The sequence below is a fragment of the Micromonospora sp. WMMC250 genome (assembly GCF_027460215.1).
Classification (GTDB): domain Bacteria; phylum Actinomycetota; class Actinomycetes; order Mycobacteriales; family Micromonosporaceae; genus Micromonospora; species Micromonospora taraxaci.
Genome location: NZ_JAPZBJ010000002.1, coordinates 5,898,953 through 5,919,077 on the forward strand (window position 1 = coordinate 5,898,953; position 20,125 = coordinate 5,919,077).

At 69.6% G+C, this 20,125-nt stretch carries 23 protein-coding genes and 1 pseudogene; 9 read left to right on the top strand and 15 right to left on the bottom strand.

Annotated features, from left to right (window positions below; translation table 11 throughout):
* The first annotated feature begins 38 nt into the window (after nt 1-38).
* Together O3438_RS26725 and ychF are read left to right on the top strand one after the other, a co-directional pair.
* Nucleotides 39-773 carry a peptidase E gene (locus tag O3438_RS26725; protein ID WP_269682409.1) on the top strand — a complete coding sequence of 245 codons (735 nt, stop codon included), beginning with the start codon at nt 39-41 and terminating at the stop codon, nt 771-773.
* A 70-nt stretch (nt 774-843) separates the two neighbouring features.
* Nucleotides 844-1,929 carry a redox-regulated ATPase YchF gene (ychF, locus tag O3438_RS26730; RefSeq protein ID WP_269682410.1) on the top strand — a complete coding sequence of 362 codons (1,086 nt, stop codon included), beginning with the start codon at nt 844-846 and terminating at the stop codon, nt 1,927-1,929.
* A gap of 193 nt (nt 1,930-2,122) precedes the next feature.
* On the opposite strand, the gene O3438_RS26735 is transcribed toward ychF, so the two are convergent.
* A complete protein-coding gene (locus O3438_RS26735) occupies nt 2,123-2,479 on the bottom strand; it encodes a hypothetical protein (protein WP_269682411.1) in 357 nt (118 codons plus the stop codon).
* A 65-nt stretch (nt 2,480-2,544) separates the two neighbouring features.
* On the opposite strand from O3438_RS26735, the gene O3438_RS26740 reads away from it, so the two are divergent.
* Entirely contained in the window at nt 2,545-3,303 is a 759-nt protein-coding gene (locus O3438_RS26740) for a class I SAM-dependent methyltransferase (RefSeq protein ID WP_269682412.1), read from the top strand.
* A 26-nt stretch (nt 3,304-3,329) separates the two neighbouring features.
* Here the strand turns inward: O3438_RS26740 and O3438_RS26745 are convergent, their stop codons facing one another.
* Nucleotides 3,330-4,802: a hypothetical protein gene (locus O3438_RS26745; protein ID WP_269682413.1), complete on the bottom strand. Its 1,473-nt coding sequence runs from the start codon at nt 4,800-4,802 to the stop codon at nt 3,330-3,332.
* A 53-nt stretch (nt 4,803-4,855) separates the two neighbouring features.
* Nucleotides 4,856-5,224, bottom strand: coding sequence for a VOC family protein (locus O3438_RS26750; protein ID WP_269682414.1), 369 nt, complete (start codon nt 5,222-5,224; stop codon nt 4,856-4,858).
* 114 nt (nt 5,225-5,338) lie between these two features.
* Here O3438_RS26750 and O3438_RS26755 point away from each other — a divergent pair, with 114 nt between their 5' ends.
* The 3 genes from O3438_RS26755 to O3438_RS26765 are packed head-to-tail and all read left to right on the top strand — an operon-like array spanning nt 5,339 to nt 6,590.
* Nucleotides 5,339-5,797, top strand: a complete 459-nt coding sequence (locus tag O3438_RS26755) for an SRPBCC domain-containing protein (protein WP_269682415.1) — start codon at nt 5,339-5,341, stop codon at nt 5,795-5,797.
* Complete coding sequence (locus O3438_RS26760) at nt 5,794-6,144, top strand: ArsR/SmtB family transcription factor (RefSeq protein ID WP_269682416.1); 351 nt, start codon at nt 5,794-5,796, stop codon at nt 6,142-6,144. Before O3438_RS26755 ends, O3438_RS26760 begins: the two co-directional genes overlap by 4 nt.
* A gap of 2 nt (nt 6,145-6,146) precedes the next feature.
* The gene (locus O3438_RS26765) at nt 6,147-6,590 is read left to right on the top strand and encodes an SRPBCC family protein (RefSeq protein WP_269682417.1); all 444 of its coding nucleotides are present in this window, start codon (nt 6,147-6,149) and stop codon (nt 6,588-6,590) included.
* Between the two features lie 217 nt (nt 6,591-6,807).
* Here the strand turns inward: O3438_RS26765 and O3438_RS26770 are convergent, their stop codons facing one another.
* The 5 genes and pseudogenes from O3438_RS26770 to O3438_RS26790 form a co-directional block, all read right to left on the bottom strand.
* Complete coding sequence (locus O3438_RS26770; protein WP_269682418.1) at nt 6,808-7,539, bottom strand: class I SAM-dependent methyltransferase; 732 nt, start codon at nt 7,537-7,539, stop codon at nt 6,808-6,810.
* A 228-nt stretch (nt 7,540-7,767) separates the two neighbouring features.
* Nucleotides 7,768-8,130: a PH domain-containing protein gene (locus O3438_RS26775; protein WP_030337500.1), complete on the bottom strand. Its 363-nt coding sequence runs from the start codon at nt 8,128-8,130 to the stop codon at nt 7,768-7,770.
* Nucleotides 8,131-8,140: 10 nt separating this feature from the next.
* The gene (locus tag O3438_RS26780; protein ID WP_269683858.1) at nt 8,141-8,419 is read right to left on the bottom strand and encodes a hypothetical protein; all 279 of its coding nucleotides are present in this window, start codon (nt 8,417-8,419) and stop codon (nt 8,141-8,143) included.
* Between the two features lie 82 nt (nt 8,420-8,501).
* Nucleotides 8,502-8,822, bottom strand: a pseudogene (locus O3438_RS34220) (class I SAM-dependent methyltransferase); the annotation flags it as partial.
* The gene (locus O3438_RS26790) at nt 8,750-9,634 is read right to left on the bottom strand and encodes a LysR family transcriptional regulator (protein ID WP_269682419.1); all 885 of its coding nucleotides are present in this window, start codon (nt 9,632-9,634) and stop codon (nt 8,750-8,752) included. The gene O3438_RS26790 and the pseudogene O3438_RS34220, both read right to left, overlap by 73 nt.
* A gap of 114 nt (nt 9,635-9,748) precedes the next feature.
* Here O3438_RS26790 and O3438_RS26795 point away from each other — a divergent pair, with 114 nt between their 5' ends.
* Nucleotides 9,749-10,213, top strand: a complete 465-nt coding sequence (locus tag O3438_RS26795; RefSeq protein WP_269682420.1) for a VOC family protein — start codon at nt 9,749-9,751, stop codon at nt 10,211-10,213.
* Here the strand turns inward: O3438_RS26795 and O3438_RS26800 are convergent.
* Nucleotides 10,200-10,508, bottom strand: a complete 309-nt coding sequence (locus O3438_RS26800; protein ID WP_088991390.1) for a 4a-hydroxytetrahydrobiopterin dehydratase — start codon at nt 10,506-10,508, stop codon at nt 10,200-10,202. The two genes, O3438_RS26795 and O3438_RS26800, sit on opposite strands and share 14 nt — an antisense overlap.
* A 183-nt stretch (nt 10,509-10,691) precedes the next feature.
* Between O3438_RS26800 and O3438_RS26805 the strand changes: the two genes are divergently transcribed.
* Nucleotides 10,692-11,138: a (deoxy)nucleoside triphosphate pyrophosphohydrolase gene (locus O3438_RS26805; RefSeq protein WP_269682421.1), complete on the top strand. Its 447-nt coding sequence runs from the start codon at nt 10,692-10,694 to the stop codon at nt 11,136-11,138.
* Between the two features lie 130 nt (nt 11,139-11,268).
* Here O3438_RS26805 and O3438_RS26810 read toward each other — a convergent pair whose 3' ends face one another.
* The 6 genes from O3438_RS26810 to O3438_RS26835 all read right to left on the bottom strand — a co-directional run bounded on the left by O3438_RS26810 (nt 11,269) and on the right by O3438_RS26835 (nt 18,791).
* Nucleotides 11,269-12,330 carry a succinate dehydrogenase/fumarate reductase iron-sulfur subunit gene (locus O3438_RS26810; RefSeq protein ID WP_269682422.1) on the bottom strand — a complete coding sequence of 354 codons (1,062 nt, stop codon included), beginning with the start codon at nt 12,328-12,330 and terminating at the stop codon, nt 11,269-11,271.
* Nucleotides 12,327-14,255 (bottom strand): fumarate reductase/succinate dehydrogenase flavoprotein subunit, encoded by a 1,929-nt coding sequence (locus O3438_RS26815; protein ID WP_269682423.1) that lies wholly within the window; start codon nt 14,253-14,255, stop codon nt 12,327-12,329. Before O3438_RS26815 ends, O3438_RS26810 begins: the two co-directional genes overlap by 4 nt.
* A 12-nt stretch (nt 14,256-14,267) precedes the next feature.
* The gene (locus tag O3438_RS26820; RefSeq protein ID WP_269682424.1) at nt 14,268-15,074 is read right to left on the bottom strand and encodes a hypothetical protein; all 807 of its coding nucleotides are present in this window, start codon (nt 15,072-15,074) and stop codon (nt 14,268-14,270) included.
* 221 nt (nt 15,075-15,295) lie between these two features.
* On the bottom strand, nt 15,296-16,702 hold the full coding sequence (locus O3438_RS26825) for a TldD/PmbA family protein (RefSeq protein WP_269682425.1): 1,407 nt from the start codon (nt 16,700-16,702) through the stop codon (nt 15,296-15,298).
* Between the two features lie 182 nt (nt 16,703-16,884).
* A complete protein-coding gene (locus tag O3438_RS26830) occupies nt 16,885-18,321 on the bottom strand; it encodes a TldD/PmbA family protein (protein ID WP_269682426.1) in 1,437 nt (478 codons plus the stop codon).
* 32 nt (nt 18,322-18,353) lie between these two features.
* Nucleotides 18,354-18,791 (bottom strand): Uma2 family endonuclease, encoded by a 438-nt coding sequence (locus tag O3438_RS26835; RefSeq protein WP_269682427.1) that lies wholly within the window; start codon nt 18,789-18,791, stop codon nt 18,354-18,356.
* Nucleotides 18,792-18,840: 49 nt separating this feature from the next.
* Here O3438_RS26835 and O3438_RS26840 point away from each other — a divergent pair, with 49 nt between their 5' ends.
* Nucleotides 18,841-20,085: an IS256 family transposase gene (locus O3438_RS26840; protein WP_269678513.1), complete on the top strand. Its 1,245-nt coding sequence runs from the start codon at nt 18,841-18,843 to the stop codon at nt 20,083-20,085.
* Nucleotides 20,086-20,125 lie beyond the last annotated feature (40 nt).

Below are 20,125 nucleotides of genomic sequence, written 5' to 3' on the forward strand. Positions count from 1 at the left end.
GGATTAGCACGGCAACGCCCCGACGGAAGGACGCCCCGATGCCCGCCAGCGAGCCGACCATCATCGCCACCAGCATGGGCTTCTCCCGGGGTGACCGAGGGCCCTACGACATGCGGCCCAGCCCGGTCTTCGACCTGGCGGCCGAGCTGGCCGAGGCTGGTCCGCACCCGCGGGTCTGCTACCTCGGGCAGGCCGTCGGCGACCAGCCCACCTCGCTGACCGCTGTCTACAGCGCGTTCGCCGCCACCCGGTTCCGGCTGTCGCACCTCGCACTGTTCCCCATGCCGAACGTCGAGGACGTTCGCGCCCATCTGCTCGACCAGGACGTGATCTGGGTCGGCGGCGGCAGCGTGGCCAACCTGGTCGCCGTCTGGCGGGTCCACGGGCTCGACGAGATCCTGCACGAGTGCTGGCAGGCCGGCGTGGTGCTGGCCGGTGTCTCCGCCGGCTCGATCTGCTGGCACGCCGGCGGTGCCACCGACAGCTTCGGCCCCCGGCTGCGTGGCTTCACCGAGGGCCTCGGCTGGCTGCCGTACGGCAACGGGGTGCACTACGACAGCGAGGGCCAACGTCGCCCGCTCATGCACGAGCTGGTCGGTGACGAGACGCTGCCGACCAGCCACTGCACCGACGACGGGGTCGGGCTGGTCTACCGGGGCACCCGGTTGGTCGAGGCAGTCGCGGACCGTGAGGGCGTCTCGGCGTACGAGGTCAGCCGCGGCGTGGACGGCAGCGTCCGGGAGGCGGTCATCGCCCCACGCCTGCTCGGCTGAGCGGCGGCGGTCGGGCAGAGTCGGAGGCGCGTGGGTCGGCCCGGTCGGCACCCGCGTAAGCTGGCTGGTCGTGAGTCTCTCCATCGGCATCGTCGGCCTGCCCAACGTCGGCAAGAGCACGCTTTTCAACGCGTTGACCAAGAACGACGTGCTGGCGGCGAACTACCCGTTCGCCACCATCGAGCCCAACGTCGGCGTGGTCGGGCTTCCTGACGAACGGCTGGGCAAGCTGGCCGAGATCTTCTCCTCGCAGAAGGTGCTGCCGGCCCCGGTGTCGTTCGTCGACATCGCCGGCCTGGTTCGCGGCGCGTCGAAGGGGCAGGGCCGGGGCAACGCCTTCCTGGCGAACATCCGGGACGCGTCGGCGATCTGCCAGGTCGTCCGGGCCTTCTCCGACCCGAACGTGGTGCACGTCGACGGCAAGATCTCCCCGGCCGACGACATCGAGACGATCAACACCGAGCTGATCCTCGCCGACCTGCAGACCCTGGACAAGGCGCTGCCCCGGTTGGAGAAGGAGGCCAAGCTCCGCAAGGACCGGGCCGTCGCCGTGGCCGCCGCGAAGGCCGCCATCGAGGTGCTCGACGGCGGCACCACCCTCTACTCCGGGGCCGCCGCCGCCAAGATCGAGCTTGAGCACCTGCGCGAGCTGCACCTGCTCACCACCAAGCCCTTCCTGTACGTCTTCAACGTCGACGAGGCCGAGCTGGCCAACGAGGCGTTCCTCGACGAACTGCGGGCCCTGGTCGCCCCCGCCGAGGCCGTCTTCATGGACGCCAAGATTGAATCTGAGCTGGTCGACCTGCCCGAGGATGAGGCCCGCGAGCTGCTGGAGTCGATCGGCCAGAACGAGCCGGGCCTCAACCAACTCGTCCGCGTCGGCTTCCGCACCCTCGGCCTCCAGACGTACCTCACGGCCGGCCCCAAGGAGGCACGCGCCTGGACCGTCCCGATCGGCGCCACCGCGCCGGAGGCCGCGGGCGTCATCCACAGCGACTTCCAGCGCGGCTTCATCAAGGCCGAGGTCGTCTCGTACCACGACCTGGTCGAGCACGGCTCGATGGCGTCGGCCAAGGCGGCGGGCAAGGTCCGCATCGAGGGCAAGGAGTACGTCATGCAGGACGGCGACGTCGTGGAGTTCCGCTTCAACGTCTGAGTCCGGCCATCCGTCCGGCCCTCAGCTATTGATGGTGTCGCCAGAGATCTTGTCGGCGGGTGCCCGGTGACGGTTGCGTCGATCGGTGGGGCGAGGGCCGTCAGAGTGGGTCGAGGTGGTGCCTGAGCAGGCGGAATTCGTTGCCTTTGGGATCGGCGAGGACGGGCCAGGACGCAGCCTCAGACCGAACCGGTCATCCAGCGAGTTCTCGCACAAGTTCCGTCTGGTCGTCGCTCCACAGCTCGATCGAGTAGCGCAGGCCCAGTCCCGCGAAGAAGGCAGCGAGTTCGTCGACGCGGGACGGATCGACGACGCCGCTGAAGAGATGTTCGTCCGGCGACGCCTCGACCAGTTCAACGCGCACCCATTCGTGGCCGACCTCGTAGTCGGTCCACGAGCTCGCGCGAGCACGCCAACCCGCCCGCACGAACATCTCGGCCAGATCCTGCGCCCTCGGCGCGTGGTGGAGGCGGCCGTAGACGTTGTTGTCGAGAACGGCTAGACCGCCGGCAAGACGGGGCCCCGTCGTACCGCCAGAGGTGATCTCCATGCTTGTCTCCCCTGGATGGTCGTGCCACCGGACAGGTGGCAGGATCGCACACGTAGGTTGAACCCATGACGGAACAGCTGCTGCGATCGTCGTTCGGCGCGGCGGCTGCCGCGTACGCCGAGCACCGCCCGGACTACGCGCAGGCCGCCGTTCGATGGGCGCTCGACGTCGCGCCCGGCCAACGCGTGCTCGACCTTGGCGCCGGCACCGGCAAGCTGTCCGCCACACTGCTCGCGGTGGGCGTGGACGTCGTCGCGGTCGAGCCCGACCCGGCGATGCTCGCCGAGCTGCGCCGCGCGATGCCGGCCGTCCGTGCGCTGCCGGGCAGCGCCGAGGTCATCCCGTTGCCGGACGCGTCAGTCGATGCCGTGGTGGCCGGCAACGCCCTGCACTGGTTCGACATGGCCGTCGCGGGGCCGGAAATCGCCCGGGTCCTCGCACCCGGAGGCGTCCTGGCTGGTCTGTGGAACGTCATGGACGACCGGATCGACTGGGTTGCCGAGCTCGAACGGGTCAGCGGGAGCGCGGCCATCGGTCCGCGGGACACCTTGAGCGCCTGGCGGACGGCGACAGCGGACATGCTCGGTCCGGCTGTCCGGTTCGGGTCGTCGGAGCAGACCGAGTTTCCGCACGGGCAGCGCCGTACCGCCGAGTCCCTCGTCGCGACACTCGCGACCCGGGCGGGAATGCTGGTCATGCCGGAGGCGGACCGGGAGGCGTTGCTCGGCCGGATCCGTTCGTTTCTCGGAAGCAGGCCGGAGACCGCCGAGGGCGAGTTCACACTGCCGATGCTGACCGGCGTGCTGCGCGCCCGGCGCCAGTGACGGCCGCTGGGAACCCGCCTGCGGGCTCAGGTCCTCGACGCTCGACGGATCCGCCGCGCGGGTAGCACGGACCGGAGCTTGCCGGCGGCGCTGGCGAAGTCCGAGATGGTGGTGACGCAGCCGTGGCCGACGTGGGCGAGCCAGAGCGCGTCGTCCCGTTCGACCACGAGCGCCTGGGACAGCGGAACGGTGTGCACGTTGCCGTCGCCGTCCACCGTGGAGATCGCGTCGGTGCTGATCACCAGCGAGCCCTTGTTGCCGAACCGCTTCCTGAAGGCCGGCCGGACCACGTCACCTGCCGGCACGAAGCGAGTTCGGGGGCAGGAGGCGTCGGTGACGCCGGGGAGGTCCGGTCGAGATCCGTACGGCACGACGATCATGGCGGAGGAGAGCCATCCCGACATGATGTCCCGCGCCGCGGCCGGAGAGAGCCCGTCCGGTTCGGTGAGCGGATCCGTGAGGTAGTGCTCGGTGGTGCCGAGCAACTCCCGGTGGGCAGCGGATTCGAGCTGTTGGATCGGCCGCATCCACGCCAACGCGTCGTACGTCGGCACGAGGTCGGCGGGTATGGCCACGGTCCGACTCGCTTCCAGGTTCGCCATGTCGGCCTGGTCGAGCCCGTCGTGCACCAGTCTCCGTAGCTCGGCCCAGAGCAGTTCCGCCGCCACCGCGGCGTCGAACCGCCGGGCGCTCGTCGGGTCGATCCTGATGCCGAGTTCGTGCCGCGTGCCGTCGACGACCTCGGCCATGAGTTCGGCGTACCGGGCGACCCCGGCCCGCTGCACCGCCTGGAAGATGCGCGATCTCAGCGCGGCCATCAGCAGGAGGGCTTCGGCGCTGGGCGGGGAGCTGACGACCAGCGCCACACCGTGCACCTCATCGGCGTACCAGACCGGGCCCGACTGGTGGTTCGCGAGGCGTGTGTCGTGGTCTGCGCGGGGTCCGGCGGGCAGTAGCAGTCGCATCGACGGAGGTGCTTCGGCGGTCGTTGCGAGGACGGCGTTGCCGCTGGTGAAGAACCTGCCGACATGCTGTCTGATCTCGTCGGCCGTGAAGAGTCGGTAGTCCACTGCCGGCCAGCGCGCCAGGCCGTGCCCGCGCGGCCCGAACCGCCGCGCGAGCAGTGATCCCCACGGGTCGAGCACGCCCTCGTCGATGTCGGACACGTCCCGGTCGTCCGCGTCGACGTCGGCGACCGCGTCGGACAGGTCGGTGGGCGGAAGATGGCTGATGGTCGAGCAGAGAGTGGTGAAGTGTTCCGCGATCTGCTCGGGCGTGCCGGCGGCGACGAACGAGGTCTCGTTCACCCAGGTGTCGTTCGCGTACTTGTCCGCGACGTACGGGTCGGCCCGTTCCAGTAGATGGTGCACCAGATGGTTCAGGCCGATGGAGTCGAGTTCCTCGTCGCGGGTGCCGCAGCCGAAGGTCAACGATGCGCCCAGCACGCCCGGCAGGTCGCGTCGGAGGACCGTGACCCCGTCTATGTCCGCACGCCTCATGCGCGGATCGTATGGTGGCCGGTCAAGCCGGCCGGCCGCCATCCGACAGGGGTCTACTGCTCGGCCCAGACACCCAGCTCGTTGCCGCTGGGGTCGGTGAAGTGGAACCGCCGGCCGCCGGGGAACTCGTACGGCCCGTCGACCACCTGGCCGCCAGCGTCCTTGACCGCCTGCACCGACGTGTCGAGGTCGGTCGAGAAGAGCAGCACCAGCGGACCGCGGGCGCGTACGGCCTCGTCCAGGCGCAGACCGCCGACCTCGGAGTCACCCTGGGGGTTGCGGATGCCCGCGTACCCCGGGCCGTAGTCGTTGAACTGCCAACCGAACGCCTCGGCGTAGAAGCGCTTGGCCTCGGCGAGGTCGGTCACCGTGAACTCGACGTAGTCGATGGCGTGGTGCTGGTGCGGAGTCGTCTCAGACATGCCGGGCATTGTCCGACCCGGGTACGACGATCCCGAGACATGCAACGAAAGGTTGCGTGAGGGAGGTGGTCGGCGTAGGTTAGGTGCAACCAAAGGTTGCGAAAGGATGAGAGCATGGAACAGGGAACGATCGAGCGCGACATCCACGTCGACGCGGCACCCGAGGTGGTCTTCGAGGTGGTCAGCCGGCCGGAGCACATGCGGGAGTGGTGGCCGGACGACGCGCGGTTCGAGTCGGTCGCTGGCGCGCCCGGCGAGCTGGTCTGGCGCAACAGCGACACCGGCGAGACGACGACCGTCGCCCTCGCCGTGGTCGAGGTCGACCCGCCAAAGCGATTCTCCTTCCGGTGGTGCTTCACCGACGAGGGCCGGAACGGGGAGGCGCTGCTCGTCACCTTCGACCTGGCGCCCAGCGGTGCGGGCACCCGGGTCCGGATGACCGAGACGGGGTTCCGCGAGATGGGGTGGGAGGTCGCCGTCCTGGAGGAGCAGTACCGCGACCACGAGGACGGCTGGGACCACTACATGCCCAGGCTGGGCACGTACGTCGAGCGGCTGGTCGCCACCCCGTGAGTACGGCAGTCGACGACGAGTTGTGGTCCGCGATCGGCGACCCCACCCGGCGTACCATGATCGATCTTCTTCTCGCCGACGGACCGGGCACTGCAACGTCGCTGAGCAGACGGCTGCCCGTCACCCGCCAGGCCGTCGCGAAGCACCTGGCCGTCCTGGACCGGGTGGGGCTGATCCACGGCGAGCCGGCCGGCCGGGAGCGTCACTACCAGGTCGACGAGGCGCAGCTCGCCCGCGCGGTCGCCCAACTGTCGGCGGTGGGCGCGACCTGGGATGCCCGTCTACGCCGGATCAAGCGGATCGCCGAGGCAATCGAACGCGACCGCGACAACAGCGAAGGAGCATGACAATGGTCAACATTCTGCACCAGGTCGGCGTCGTCGCTCCGCTGGCCGACGTCCACCGAGCGGTGGCAACTCCCGAGGGCGTTGCCGGATGGTGGTCCGTCGACACGGCCGGGAAGAGCGAGGTCGGAGGACGGTTGGCCGTCCGGTTCAGCGACGACGGTGGCTTCGACCTGGACATCCTGGAGTCGGACCCGGCCGGCCGGGTACGGTGGCGGGTCACCGATGGCCCTGCGGAATGGATCGGCACTGAGATCAACTGGCGTCTCGAACAGCGTGGCAGGTACACGATCGTCCAGTTCACACACGAGGGCTGGGGCGAGCCGACCGAGCTGATGCACCAGTGCAGCACCAAGTGGGCGACCTTCCTGATGAGTCTCAAGGCGCTGGTGGAGACGGGGCGCGGCCGGCCGGCACCGGACGACGTCCAGATCAGCGACGGGCACTGATCTCGGTGACGGCCGGATCGTCGGGGTGGGGTGCCCCATCTCTTCGGTGGCGCCTCACTCCACGGCTCAGTAGAGCTGTGGCGGCAGGCCCTTGCGGTTCAGACCGACTGCCGGGTCGGTCCTGGATCGTCGGAGGAGATCGACTCGGGTTCCTTGACGTCGGGGTGTCGTCGTGGCGATGACACCCCGACTTCCCGGAACCCGAGTCGACCAACCGCTACTCCGCCCGGTAGACGGAGATGTGCGACGGGCTGTCGGCCTGGAACGGCCGCCGTTGCCAGTCGGCGTACCGTTCGGTCAGCCGAAGCCCCGCCTGCTGCGCCATCGCGTCGATCTGGTGCGGCCAGGCGTAGCGCATGGCGAACGGCTTCAGGTGCACGCCATCACTGTCGAAGGTGATGGTCTGCCTGATGAACCGCTGCGCCGGCCGGTCGTACTTGTGCAGCCGGATCGTCGCCGAGTCCTCGGTCACGTCCCACACCCGCACCTGCTCGTCCCTGTCGAAGCTGCGCGGGTCGGGTACGAACGTCTCGATGACGAACGCGCCACCGGGCGACAGCACCCGGGCGACGTTGCGGAAGCAGTCCGCCTGCCGCTCCGCGTCGACCAGGTTGAACAGCGTGTTGAAGACCAGGTACGCGAGCCGGAACTCACCGTCCACCGGCACGTCGGCCATGTCGGCGATGACCACCGGGATCCGGTCGCCGCCGGGCTTGGCCCGCAGATGCGCCACCATCTCCTCGGACGCCTCAACGCCGTGCACGGCCAGACCACGCTCGGCCAGCGGAAGAGCGACCCGGCCGGTGCCGATCGCCAGTTCGAGAACCGGACCACCGTCGGCCAGATCGGCCAGGAAGTCCACCGCCGGCATCGGGTCGGGGTTGCCCGGGCCGTCGTATTCGGCGGCCCACAGTCGGCCGAAGAGGCCGGGATCGTCGAAGACCGACATCAGCGGCCTCCGCGGTTGGTGTCAGTGGCGCGCGGCGGCGCCGTGGTCGGGGGAACAGATCTGCTCACGAAGTCTCGATTCCTCGGTGCGATTGACGTCGGGTCGGAGGCACTTCGTCGTAGCGGGCATGGCGCTGCTCCCTTCGCGTGACTGTCGACCGAGGACACCAGAGACGGCGCGGGCCCGGCAAGGCAATTACGCCGGCCGGGCCCGCAGCGGGACTTCAGGTCAGGAGATGTGGTGCAGGATCACGTTGTGCACGTGGTGGCTCTTCTGCGCACCACGGAACTCCACCTCGTAGGTGTGCGTGCCGACGTGGATCGCGATGGCGCCGGTGGAGAAGAACGATCCTCCCCAGGACTTGTTGCTGACCACGCTCACGCTGGTGATCTTCGAGTACGGGATGCTGGTGATCGCGAACCGCTTCCCGACGAAGGAGCGGTCCTGGATGATCACGCGGCGGTCGGTCAGCCCGATGAACCCGGTGCCCGTGCCGACGGCGTCGTAGACGGCGATGATCTGCTCACCCTCGAGGAGGCCGCTCTCGATCTGCTGGACCTGCTCTTTGCGGTCGTACGCGATGTTCGCCATGCGCCCCAGGTTAGAAACCCGGTGCCACAGTGCCCGCCCGGGCGAGGACCACGAACTCGCCGTCGCCATGGCCGACGGGCTCCTGCCGCCAACCGCCGTACACACGGTCCACCACGAAACCGGCAGTGGTCAGAGACGAGCGCAGCTCCGCCTCGGTGCGGAAGCGCAGGGTCGCCGAGCTGACCAACCGCTCGCCGTCGGCGAAGTGGTAGTGGTGGGTGAAGTCGACCACTCCGTCGCGTACCCCGGTGACTGCTGTCCACGCGCGGACCTCGCCGCCGCCCGGCACTGTGATCCGGCGCTGCGAATCTGGTCAGCACCGCCACGTCGAACACCCCGCTCGGAAGCGCTGCCGAGGTGCCCTCGACCCAGGTCACCCGTTCGCCACCGGGCCGGGCGCGGGCGGCGGCCAGAGACGCGCCAGCGGGGTCGACGCCGGTGACGGTGTGACCCGAGGCGGCAAGGGCGACGGTCAACCGGCCGGTGCCGCAGCCGAGGTCGAGCACCCGGGCCGCCGGCGTCTCGCCGACCACCGCCTGGAAGAAGTCGTCGTCCGGCCCCCACCGGCACTCCGCGTCGTAGACCTCGACCAGGCGGGGATGCTGGAACTCGCCGTGCCTCACGGCGCGTTCGCGTCGGTCGCGGCGCGGACGAACTCGCGTACCCGGGTGGTGGTGTTGCTGGGCAGCCACACCGGCCCGCGTTCGATCGGTGGTGCGTCGTGGATGGGCACGTACGCGACGTCGGGGCGGGGGTAGTAGCGGCGCGTGTGCTCACCCACCGGCAGTACGCCTCGACCCAGCGCGACAAGCGACAGCATCTCGGAGAAGGTGTTCCCGGAGGGCCCCTTGGGAATGGGCCGGCCGGTCGGGGTGCGCTCCGGGGTGCGGTCCCGCTTGAACTCCGCCGAGGTCACCGCCGGGTACTGCACCACCGGGTGGTCGGCGAGGACCTCCAGCGACACCGACACCTCCCGGGTGAGCGGATGACCCGCCGCCACCGCCAACGCCCGGTCCTCGGACAGCAGCGCCGGGCCGGTGGCCATCCCGTCGAACGGGAACGAGGCGATCAGCACGTCCGTCGAGCCGTCGAGCAGCCCCGACCGGGTGTTGGACAGCTGTGCCTCGTGCACCTCCACCCGGCAGTCGGGATGCCGTTCGCCGAACAGGGCCACGGCCCGCAGCAGCACCGGTGCCGTCCACTCACCGAGGAACGCCACCCGTAGCGTCCCGGTGACGCCCCGGCCGGCGTCGACCGCCCGGCGGACGGCCTCGTCCATGCCGGCCACCAACGGGGCCAGCTCGTCGGCGAGTTGCCGTCCGATCGGGGTGAGCCGGACGACCCGACTGGTGCGGGCGAACAGCGGCGCGCCGATCCGACGCTCCAGCCTCTTCACGATGTGGCTGACCCGACCGGTGCTGACGGACAACCGCTCGGCGGTCCGGCCGAAGTGCAACTCCTCGGCGAGTGTCAGGAACGCCTCCACCTCGTACCGCTCCAGCACGTCGCTCCCACCGTTGACCTGTGGGCAACGATCGTAGCGGCATGAGGTCTTGGTCGGCGTCCCTCGTGCGGGGATCGTGAACGCGGCAGGGAACATCTGACGAAGGGCAGCGACATGAGCATCGACAACGACCACACCGGCACGAGCGCGGTACGGGTGACCGGTTTCGACCACCTGGTGTTGACCGTCGCCGACGTGGAACGCTCGCTGGCCTTCTACTGCGGTCAGCTCGGGCTGCCGCCGGTCCGGGTGGGCGAGTGGCGGGCCGGACGGGTGCCGTTCCCGTCGGTGCGGCTCAGCGCCGAATGCATCATCGACCTGGTGCGTGGCGATCTTCCCCACGCTGACCGGCGGGGCACGAACGTCGACCACTTCTGCCTGGTGGTGGCGCCGCTGGACTGGGAGCGGGTGGTCGAGTCGGGGGTCTTCACGGTGCTGACCGGGCCGGTCGACAGGTTCGGTGCCCGTGGTTCGGCGACCTCGATCTACGTCAGCGACCCGGACGGCAACGTGGTGGAGTTGCGGTGGTACCCGCAGGATGTGGAGATGGCTGCCGAGGTGGACGTCAGGACTCCGTGACCGCCCGGTAGGCGTCCTCGATGCGGGCGGCCAGCAGGACCTCGCCCTCGGTCAGGGGCTCGCCGTTGCCGTGCCCGACCCGGATCTGGGTGCTGTCGGACCGTCGGCTGATCTCCGGGCGCAGGTGCAGCGCGTCCGCGACGACCTTGACTCGTTCAGTTAGCGCCGCGTGTTGGGTATCGTCGATCACGAGCGTCCGTCGGATCTGCTCCCCTTCGCGTGTCCAACCAGATAGCAAGGTCAACGCGTCGGCAAGGTAGTCGTGCTTCGACCTGCTGCTGAACAGCACGCGCATCACCGCACCCCCCAAGCGCCGTTGCCGGCTTGTGGCCAAATCGTCGCCATCCCGTGTCTTGTCGGTGTCCCCTAGTCTCTCCCCACGCGGGAGGGGTGTCCACGCCCACACTTCCGTGTTCTATTGGCCTAGCGGACGGTTCCGGTACCCAAACCGCCGATTGATCTGGCACCCTGGACGCCCGTGCGGACCGAACGGGCGAATGATGGCGGGCAGGCCGAACGACGGGCCCTGAAGGTGATCGTCGGCGCGGCGATAATCCGGGACGGACGGGTGCTCGCCTGCGCGCGCTCCGCCCCGCCCGAGGTGGCCGGGATGTGGGAGTTCCCCGGCGGGAAGGTCGAGCCGGGCGAGGCCGAGGTCGACGCGCTCGTTCGGGAGTGCGTCGAGGAGTTGGCCGTACGCGTCGAGATCGGTGATCGGGTCGGCCGCGACGTCCGGATGGCACACGGCCGTTCGGTGCTCAAGGTGTACGCCGCCCGTCTGCTCGACGGGGACGAGCCGCAGGCGCTGGAACACGAGGCGCTGCGGTGGCTGACCGCCGACGAACTGGACTCGGTCACCTGGCTCCCCGCCGACGCCCCCATCGTCGCAGCCCTCCGCCCCGTCCTCCTACGCAGCCCTCGTTGATCATGAAGTTATTGCCATGACACGCCGCGCGCGAGCGCAATAACTTCATGATCGCCGGGGTTGAGGCCCTGGGGGTGCGAACGGGACGGGGGCCGCGGCTGTCGCCGCGGCCCCCGTCTGGTTCGGGTGGTCAGTGCTTGTCCTGGTCCGGGTGCGCGAAGTTGAGGTGCTCCGGAGGCAGCGGGAAGGTCACGTCGTCACCGAACGGCGACGGTGCGGCCGGCCGGTCGAAGGTGAGCTCGGTCAGCGGCAGCTTGCCCCGGTCGTCCACCGCCGGAGCGGTCGGGTGGGGCACCTCCCGGTCCCAGTTGACGCCGCTCTGAGCCTGCGCCTCGGCCCGGGAGTCGTGGGAACCACCCGCGTGCGAGTGCAGCCCACCGTGGGCTGAACCCGGCGTCGCCGAGCCCTGACGGGCGGTGGTCACGCTGGTCTGGGGCGTCTCGCCCCGGCGGAAGATCTTGCTACCAAGCCACACAAGGGGATCGTACCTGCGGTCGACGACCCGTTCCTTCATGGGGATGATCCCGTTGTCGGTGATCTTGATGTGCTCGGGGCAGACCTCGGTGCAGCACTTGGTGATGTTGCAGAAGCCGAGGCCCTGTTCGGCCTGCGCGTACTCCTTGCGGTCGGTCCGGGTGTCCAGCGGGTGCATGTCCAGCTCGGCCGCCCGGATGAAGTACCGGGGTCCGGAGAACGCCTGCTTGTTCTCGTCGTGGTCACGGATGACGTGGCAGACCGTCTGGCACAGGAAGCACTCGATGCACTTGCGGAACTCCTGCGAGCGCTGCACGTCGACCTGCTGCATCCGGTAGTCACCCGGCGCGACGTCGGCCGGCGGGGCGAACGCCGGCGTCTCCCGTGCCTTCTCGTAGTTGAACGAGACGTCGGTGACCAGGTCCCGGATGACCGGGAAGGTCCGCAGCGGGGTGACAGTGACCGTCTCGTCGTCGCCGAAGGTCGACATCCGGGTCATGCAGCCCAGCCGCGGCTTGCCGTTGATCTCCATGGAGCAGGAGCCGCACTTGCCGGCCTTGCAGTTCCACCGGCAGGCCAGATCGGGCGCGTCGGTGGCCTGGAGGCGGTGGATGACGTCGAGGACGACCTCGCCCTCGTTCACCTCCACCATGTAGTCCTGTAGGTCCCCGCCGGTCTCGTCACCCCGCCAGATCCGGAACTGACGCTTCGCGCTCATCGGTTGTCCGCCTCTCCAGCGTCGGCGACGAGGGCGTCGAAGTCGGTCAGCTCCTCGTCGGTGAGGTACTTGGCCAGCTCCGCACGGTCGAAGAGGCCGATCAGCTCCGGTCGCATCTTCGGCAGCGGCTTACGGGTCAGCCGCACGGTGTCGCCGTCCAGCGAGCAGACCAGGTTCACCTGCCGCCACTTCGGCTCCATCGCCGGGTAGTCCTCCCGGGTGTGCCCGCCGCGCGACTCCTGCCGCTCCAGCGCCGCCTTCGCGGTGCACTCCGAGACCACCAGCATGTTGCGCAGGTCCAGGGCCAGATGCCAGCCCGGGTTGTAGCGTCGGCCACCGGCCGCGCTCACCTTGGCGACCCGCTCGCGCAGCTCGGCCAGCCGCACCAACGCGTCGGCCAGCTCACCCTCCCTGCGGATGATGCCGACCAGGTCACCCATGACCACCTGAAGATCCTGCTGGAGGGTGTACGGGCTCTCGCCGGTGTCGCGCTGCAGCGGAGCGAGCGCGGTCTCCACGGCGGCCTCGACGGCGTCCACGGCCACCTTCGGCCGGGCGGCCAGCCCGTCGGCGTAGCTGGCCGCGTGCCCGCCCGCCCGCTTGCCGAACACCAGCAGGTCGGACAGGGAGTTACCGCCCAACCGGTTGGAGCCGTGCATGCCACCGGAGACCTCACCGGCGGCGAACAGGCCGCGTACGTGACCGAAGGCGGCACCCGAGTCCGGGTCGACCTCGACGCCGCCCATCACGTAGTGGCAGGTCGGCCCGACCTCCATCGCCTCGGAGGTGATGTCGACGTCGGCCAGCTCCTTGAACTGGTGGTACATCGACGGCAGCCGCCGACGGATCTCGTCGGCCGAACGCCGGCTCGCGATGTCCAGGAAGACGCCACCGGCGGGGGAGCCCCGACCGGCCTTGACCTCGCTGTTGATCGCACGGGCCACCTCGTCACGGGGCAGCAGCTCCGGCGGACGCCGGTTGTTGTCCGGGTCGGTGTACCAGCGGTCCGCCTCCTCCTCGGTCTCCGCATACTGCTTGCGGAAGACGTCGGGGACGTAGTCGAACATGAACCGCTTGCCCTCGGAGTTCTTCAGGACACCACCGTCGCCACGGACCGACTCGGTGACCAGGATGCCCTTCACCGACGGCGGCCAGACCATGCCGGTCGGGTGGAACTGGAGGAACTCCATGTTGATCAGCGTCGCCCCGGCGCGCAGCGCCAACGCGTGCCCGTCCCCGGTGTACTCCCAGGAGTTCGAGGTGACCTTGTAGGAGCGTCCGACACCGCCGGTCGCCAGCACCACGGCCGGCGCCTCGAAGAGGATGAACTCGCCCGACTCGCGGTAGTAGCCGAACGCGCCCGCGACCCGGTCACCGTCGAGCAGCAGCTCGGTGATGGTGGTCTCGGAGAACACCTTGATCCGGGCGTCGTACGAGCCGAACTCCCGGTGGTCGTCCTGCTGAAGCGAGACGATCTTCTGCTGGAGGGTGCGGATCAGCTCCAGGCCGGTCCGGTCGCCCACGTGCGCCAGGCGCGGGTACTCGTGGCCACCGAAGTTGCGCTGCGAGATCTTGCCGTCCTTGGTGCGGTCGAAGAGCGCACCGTACGTCTCCAACTCCCAGATCCGCTGCGGCGACTCCTTCGCGTGCAGCTCGGCCATCCGAAAGTTGTTCAGGAACTTGCCGCCGCGCATGGTGTCGCGGAAGTGCACCTGCCAGTTGTCCCGGCTGTTCACGTTGCCCATCGCGGCTGCCGCGCCGCCCTCGGCCATCACCGTGTGCGCCTTACCGAACAGCGACTTGGAGATGATCGCGGTCTTCTTGCCGGCGAGCCGGGCCTCGATGGCGGCACGCAGACCGGCGCCGCCGGCCCCGATGACGACGACGTCGTAGTGGTGTCGTTCGATGCGAGTGGTAGTGGTCATGTCAGGGGCCCTTTAGTTGATGAACCGCAGGTCGGAGAACCAGCCGGCAGCGAGCGCCATGATGTAGAAGTCCGCCAGCGCCAGGGTGCCGAGGGTGATCCAGGCGAGCTGCATGTGCCGGACGTTCAACGCCGAGACGAACGTCCAGGCCTTGTACCGCACCGGGTGCTTGGAGAAGTGCTTCAACCGGCCGCCGATGATGTGCCGGCAGGAGTGGCAGGAGATGGTGTACGCCCAGAGCATCACCACGTTGAGCACCAGGATGACGTTGCCCAGCCCGAAGCCGAAGCCCATGGGGGAGTGGAAGGCGAGAATCGCGTCCCAGGTGTTGATCAGCGAGATGATCGCGGCGGCGTAGAAGAAGTAGCGGTGCAGGTTCTGACCCAGCAGCGGGAAACGCGTCTCACCGCCGTACTCCTTGTGGCCGTCCGGCACGGCGCAGGCCGGCGGCGACAGCCAGAACGACCGGTAGTACGCCTTGCGGTAGTAGTAGCAGGTGAGCCGGAACAGCAACAGGAACGGCAGGGTCAGCGCGGCGTCCGGGATGATCCACCAGCCGGGCAGGAACCGCCCGAAGTGCGAGGCCGCCTCAACACACCTGTCGGTCACGCACGGGGAGTAGAACGGGGTCAGGTAGTGGTAGTCGTTGACCCAGTAGTTGTCGTGCTGGAAGACCCGGACCGTCGCGTACACGACCCAGGCGCTGAGCCCGATCACGGTGATCAGCGGGGCGAACCACCAGCGGTCGGTACGCAACGTCTTCGCCGCGATGGCGGCGCGCGCCCGCGCTCCCCGCGGCCTCGTTGCCGTTGAAGTCATTCGAGTCGTCTCCTCGACGGGCCCGTACAGGCGGGCTGGGCTTTCACCGGTCGGCACGCGGACCGGAGAACGGCACCCGCTGCCACGTCCTGCGCACACAACGACCACGCCGGATCGACCGACGCAGCTAAGTGACACACGTTACGCCGATCTCTGCGAGCCGTCCGCGCAAGGGACCGTCCCGTGTGTCTGGCCTGCGGAAAAGCCGCCTTCTGGATGGCTCAGCCGGAGGCGCCTCCGGTGAAGTGCCAGGACGCCAGCCGCACCGAGGGCGCCGTCCACCACGCACCGTCCACCCGATCCGGTTGGCGCACCGGCCGCGCACCCAACCCGAGCACCGCCCCCGGCCCGAGCGCCCGGGGGTACGACTCGGTGAACCGCAGGTCGCGTACCGCCCGCACGACGGTGCCGTCCTCGATCAACCAGACACCGTTGCGGGTCAACCCGGTGACGACGAGGCTCTTCGGGTCGAGCACCCGCGTGTACCACAAATCGCTGACCAGCAGCCCTCGCTCCACACCGCTGACCAGCGCGGCCGTGTCCGCGTCGACGACCGCCCCGGCCGCCGCGCCGGTGGTGCTCCGGCCGCTGGCGCCGGCCGGCCCCGCGGCCGCGCCGGACAGCCGCATGGTGCGGGCCATCGGACCCCACGTCGCGCCACCAGCGACCGCGTGCCCGGTGGACTGCGCGCCCGCCTCGGCGGCGGTCCGCCGGTCATGCGCCACCGCCCGGGTGACGCCCGCCTCGACCAGTGTCAACGCCCGACGGGCGGTGCCCTCCGCGTCGAACGGCAGGCCCGACGCGCCCAGCGGGTCGTCCACCAGGGTCACCGCACTGTCGAACTGGGCGACGCCGGGCTCGGCGAACGACTGCCGTTCGGCGTACCGCTTGCCGTTGAAGCCGTACCAGGACAGGTTCTGCAACAGGTCCGCCACGGCCGCCGGCTCGAACACCACCTCGTAGCGCCCCGGCGGCAACTCGACCGGGTCCGCCGCGGCCTGCGCCTTCGCCGCGGCGTGCGCGCCCAGCTCCGCACCGTCGAGGTCGGAGAGCCGGTCCGCACTGCGCCGGGCCACCCCGTCCGCGCCGTCGCGGCGGGCGATCCCGTCCATCGCCGCCTCCGCCGAGCGGCCGGACGCGGTGTGCCCGGCCGAGTTCGCGAACGCCGACGAGCGATGCGCGGTGCGGCAGTAACCCGCCGTGCTCAAGCCCCCGGCGGCGGCCACGAACGCGCCCACCCGGTCGGCCCGCTGGTCCGGTTCGGCGTACGCGGTCGCCTCGTCCACGGGCGGCGCGTCCGGCACGGGCGTCGGCGCGGTCAGCCCCGGCCAGCCCGCGTCAGGTGGGCAGAGACGTGCCGCGGCCAAGGTCCGCTCCACCAGCGCCCGCAGCCCGTCGGTGGTGACCACGCTGCCACTGCCGGCGGCGGTCCGACCGTCCACGTGCAGCCGCAACCGGACCCCGACCGTCGACTCCGCGACGTTCTGGTGGATGGCTGAGTTGGCGAAGCGGGTCAGCGCCAGATCCGCCCGCGTCACCACCGCGTCGGCCTGCGCGGCCGGACCGCCGAGCTTGCGGACCAGCTCGACAACCTGCCCCGCCAGCTCCAATTCACTCCTCGCGCTCACGCGGTGCCGCCTTTCGTTCGCGACTGCGGGGCTCGCAAGACCGGCTCACTCCTCGCGCTCACGCGGTGCCGCCTTTCGTTCGCGACTGCGGGGCTCGCAAGACCGGCTCACTCCTCGCGCTCACGCGGTGCCGCCTTTCGTTCGCGACTGCGGGGCTCGCAAGACCGGCTCACTCCTCGCGCTCACGCGGAAACCCCCACGCGGACGTTGCGGAACCGGGCCGGTGCCGCCGGATGGCCGGTGTGGCCGATCTGGCCGGGCTGGCCCTTGCCGCAGTTGGGCGTGCCCCAGGAGATCGTCTCGTTGGAGAGCATGTCCATCGAGCGCCAGAAGAGCGGGCCGATCCCCGTGTACGTGGGGTTGCGCAGCATCCGCCCCCGCCGCCCCTTCTTGATCTCCCAGCCAACCTCGCAGCCGAACTGGAAGTTGAGCCGCTTGTCGTCGATCGACCAGGACCGGTTGAGGTCCATCAGAACGCCGTCGTCGGTGGCCGCGATGATCTCCTCCAGGGTGTGCGGGCCGGGTTCCAGGCCGACGTTGGTCATCCGCACCATCGGCAGCCGGGCCCACCCGTCGGCCCGTACGCTGCCGCCGTAGTCGAGGCTGGCCATGGCGGCCGAGTCCCGACCGGCGAGCACACCGACCCAGCGGCCGTCGCGGACCGCATCCCGCTTGACCGCCGGGGAGCCCTCGTCGTCGAATCCGAAGCTGCCCAGGGCGCCGGGGATGGTCGGGTCGATGGTGACGTTCATCAGCTCCGAGCCGTAGCGCAGCGAGCCGAGCTGGGCCAGGTCCAGCCAGGACGTGCCGGCGAACGCCGCCTCCCAGCCGAGGATCCGGTCCAGTTCGATGGCGTGCCCGACCGACTCGTGGATCTGTAGCGCCAACTGTTCACCGCCGAGGATCAGATCCGTCTCGCCGGCCGGGCACTGCGGCGCGGTGAGCAGCGCCCGGGACTCGTCGGCGATCTGCGCGGCGTGCGCGGCCAGGTCGAGCGACTCGACCAGCTCCCACCCGGTGGTGCCGTACTGCCCCCGGTAGCTCGGCCAGGACCGGCGCTGCGTCTCGCCGTCTCCGATGGACGTGGCGGAGATGCCCCCGCCGCACTCGCGGATCCGCTGGTCGATCCGGTGGCCCTCGCTGGAGACGAACCACTTGGCGGTGTCCCAGATCTGGTACAGGCCCTCGGCCAGATCCGCGCCGTGCTCGACCATCGCGCGGGTCGCGTCGACCAGCAGGTCACCCTTGGCCGACAGAGGCACCCCGAGCGGGTCGATCTGGCAACCGGAGGCCCAGCTCGCGGTGACGGCCTCGGCGGGCACCAGGTCGACCGGCGGGCCGGGCACCCGCGCGCTCGCCATGGCGGTACGCGTAGCGCGCCGGCCGGCGTCGCGGGCGGCGGCGTCGGAGAGATCGGGTACGGCGTAGAAGCCCCAACTCGCACCGACGAGCGCCCGGACACCGAGCCCGATGCTCTCGTCCTGGGTCAGCTCCTCCACGTCGCCGTTGCGCGCGGTCATCGACTCGTAGCGGCGATGCATCACCCGTGCGTCGGCGTACCGCGCTCCCGCGTCGAGGGCGGCCTGGACGGCGGCGGTGGCCGCGTCGAACTCGGTCATGGACCGACCCTAGGCCAGGCGACCGACACCCGTCAGGGGACGAGATCCTCCGGTCGAATCGTGGCCTGCACCGGCTCCGTCAGCTCCAGAACCTCGCCGCGCTTCGTTGATGCCCTCTCCACGTAGTGCCCACCCTGCCGTTGGTAAAGACGCATTGCGCCTGTCCCCTGCTCCACCAGCAGCTGCCACTCGATGCCGGCTGCGGCGTAGTAGTGCATCTTGAGGACTTTGTCGGTGGACGCGTTGCTCGGCGAGATGATTTCGCAGACCAGTCGGACGTCAGCCGACTCGATGTTGGGTTCGTCGAGATCGATTGCGTTGGTGACGACAAGATCAGGAATCGGTATTCGACCTGGCCGGAGCCGGACGTTCACCGCCTCCAGCAGCTCAAGGTTTGGCTGGGTTGCGTCCACGGGAGTGGTGTACGACTTGCCCGTGATGGGCGTGTTGTGTAGATGAGAGACGGCCATCGCGTCGATCCTTCAAGACGACCAAGTCAGAGAAGGAAGAGAGGACGCGATGGCCGCATCTGAGAGTGTGAACCCTGTTGACCTGCTGCGCGAGCAGATCGAGGGCGCGTCGCCGGACGTGTTGCAGGCGATGATCAAGACGTTCGCGCAGGCGGTGATGTCCGCCGAAGCCGACGTGATCTGCGGTGCCGGCTATGGGCAGCGCAGCGACGAGCGGGTCAACTCCCGCAATGGATACCGGGTGCGGGAGTGGGACACCCGTGCCGGAACGATCGACCTGGCGGTGCCGAAACTGCGGCAGGGCAGCTACTTCCCGGATTGGTTGCTGACGCACCGCCGGCGAGCCGAGCAAGCTCTCGTCTCGGTGGTGGCTACCTCCTATCTGCTCGGCGTCTCGACTCGTCGGGTGGAGAAACTGGTCGAGCAACTCGGCGTCCGGCAGCTGTCCAAGTCGCAGGTGTCAGAGATGGCGGCGCACCTCGACGCGCAGGTCGAGGCGTTTCGCAACCGGCCTCTGGACGCCGCGCACTACACCTTCGTGTGGATGGACGCGTTGACGATGAAGGTCCGCGAGCACGGGCGCACGGTCAACGTCCACGCCTTGGTCGCTGTCGGCGTCAACGCCGATGGACAACGTGAAGTCCTCGGTCTGGACGTCGCCTCCGACGAGGACGGCGCCGGATGGCTGGCGTTCCTACGATCGCTGACCGCCCGGGGCCTGTCCGGCGTTCAACTGGTCATCTCCGACGCTCACCGCGGCCTCGTCGCCGCGATCGGCGCCGCCCTGCCCGGAGCAGCCTGGCAACGCTGCCGCACCCACTACCTGCGCAACCTGCTCACGAAGGTCCCGAAGTCGGCCCAGCCGTGGATCGCCACCCTTGTTCGGACGATCTTCGACCAGCCCGACGCCGACGCTGTCCGCGCCCAGTTCGACCGGGTCGTCGCCACGATCGAGGCGAAGTTCCCGGCCGCGGCCGAGCACCTCGCTGACGCCCGCGACGACCTCTTGGCCTTCACCGGCTTCCCGCGTGAGATCTGGCGCCAGATCTGGTCGAACAACCCGCAGGAACGGCTAAACAAGGAGATCCGCCGACGCACCGACGTCGTCGGGATCTTCCCGAACCGGGCGGCGATCATCCGCCTCGTCGGCGCCGTCCTGGCCGAGCAGACCGACGAGTGGACCGAAGGACGCCGCTACATGGGCCTGGAACTCCTCGCCAAAGCCCGCCTCGTCATCATCGAGCCGGACCAACACGACACCGACCACGCCGATCCCAGCCCGATCGCCGCCTAACATCAAACCGGATCCCGCGATGGCCGTCTCTTACACCACC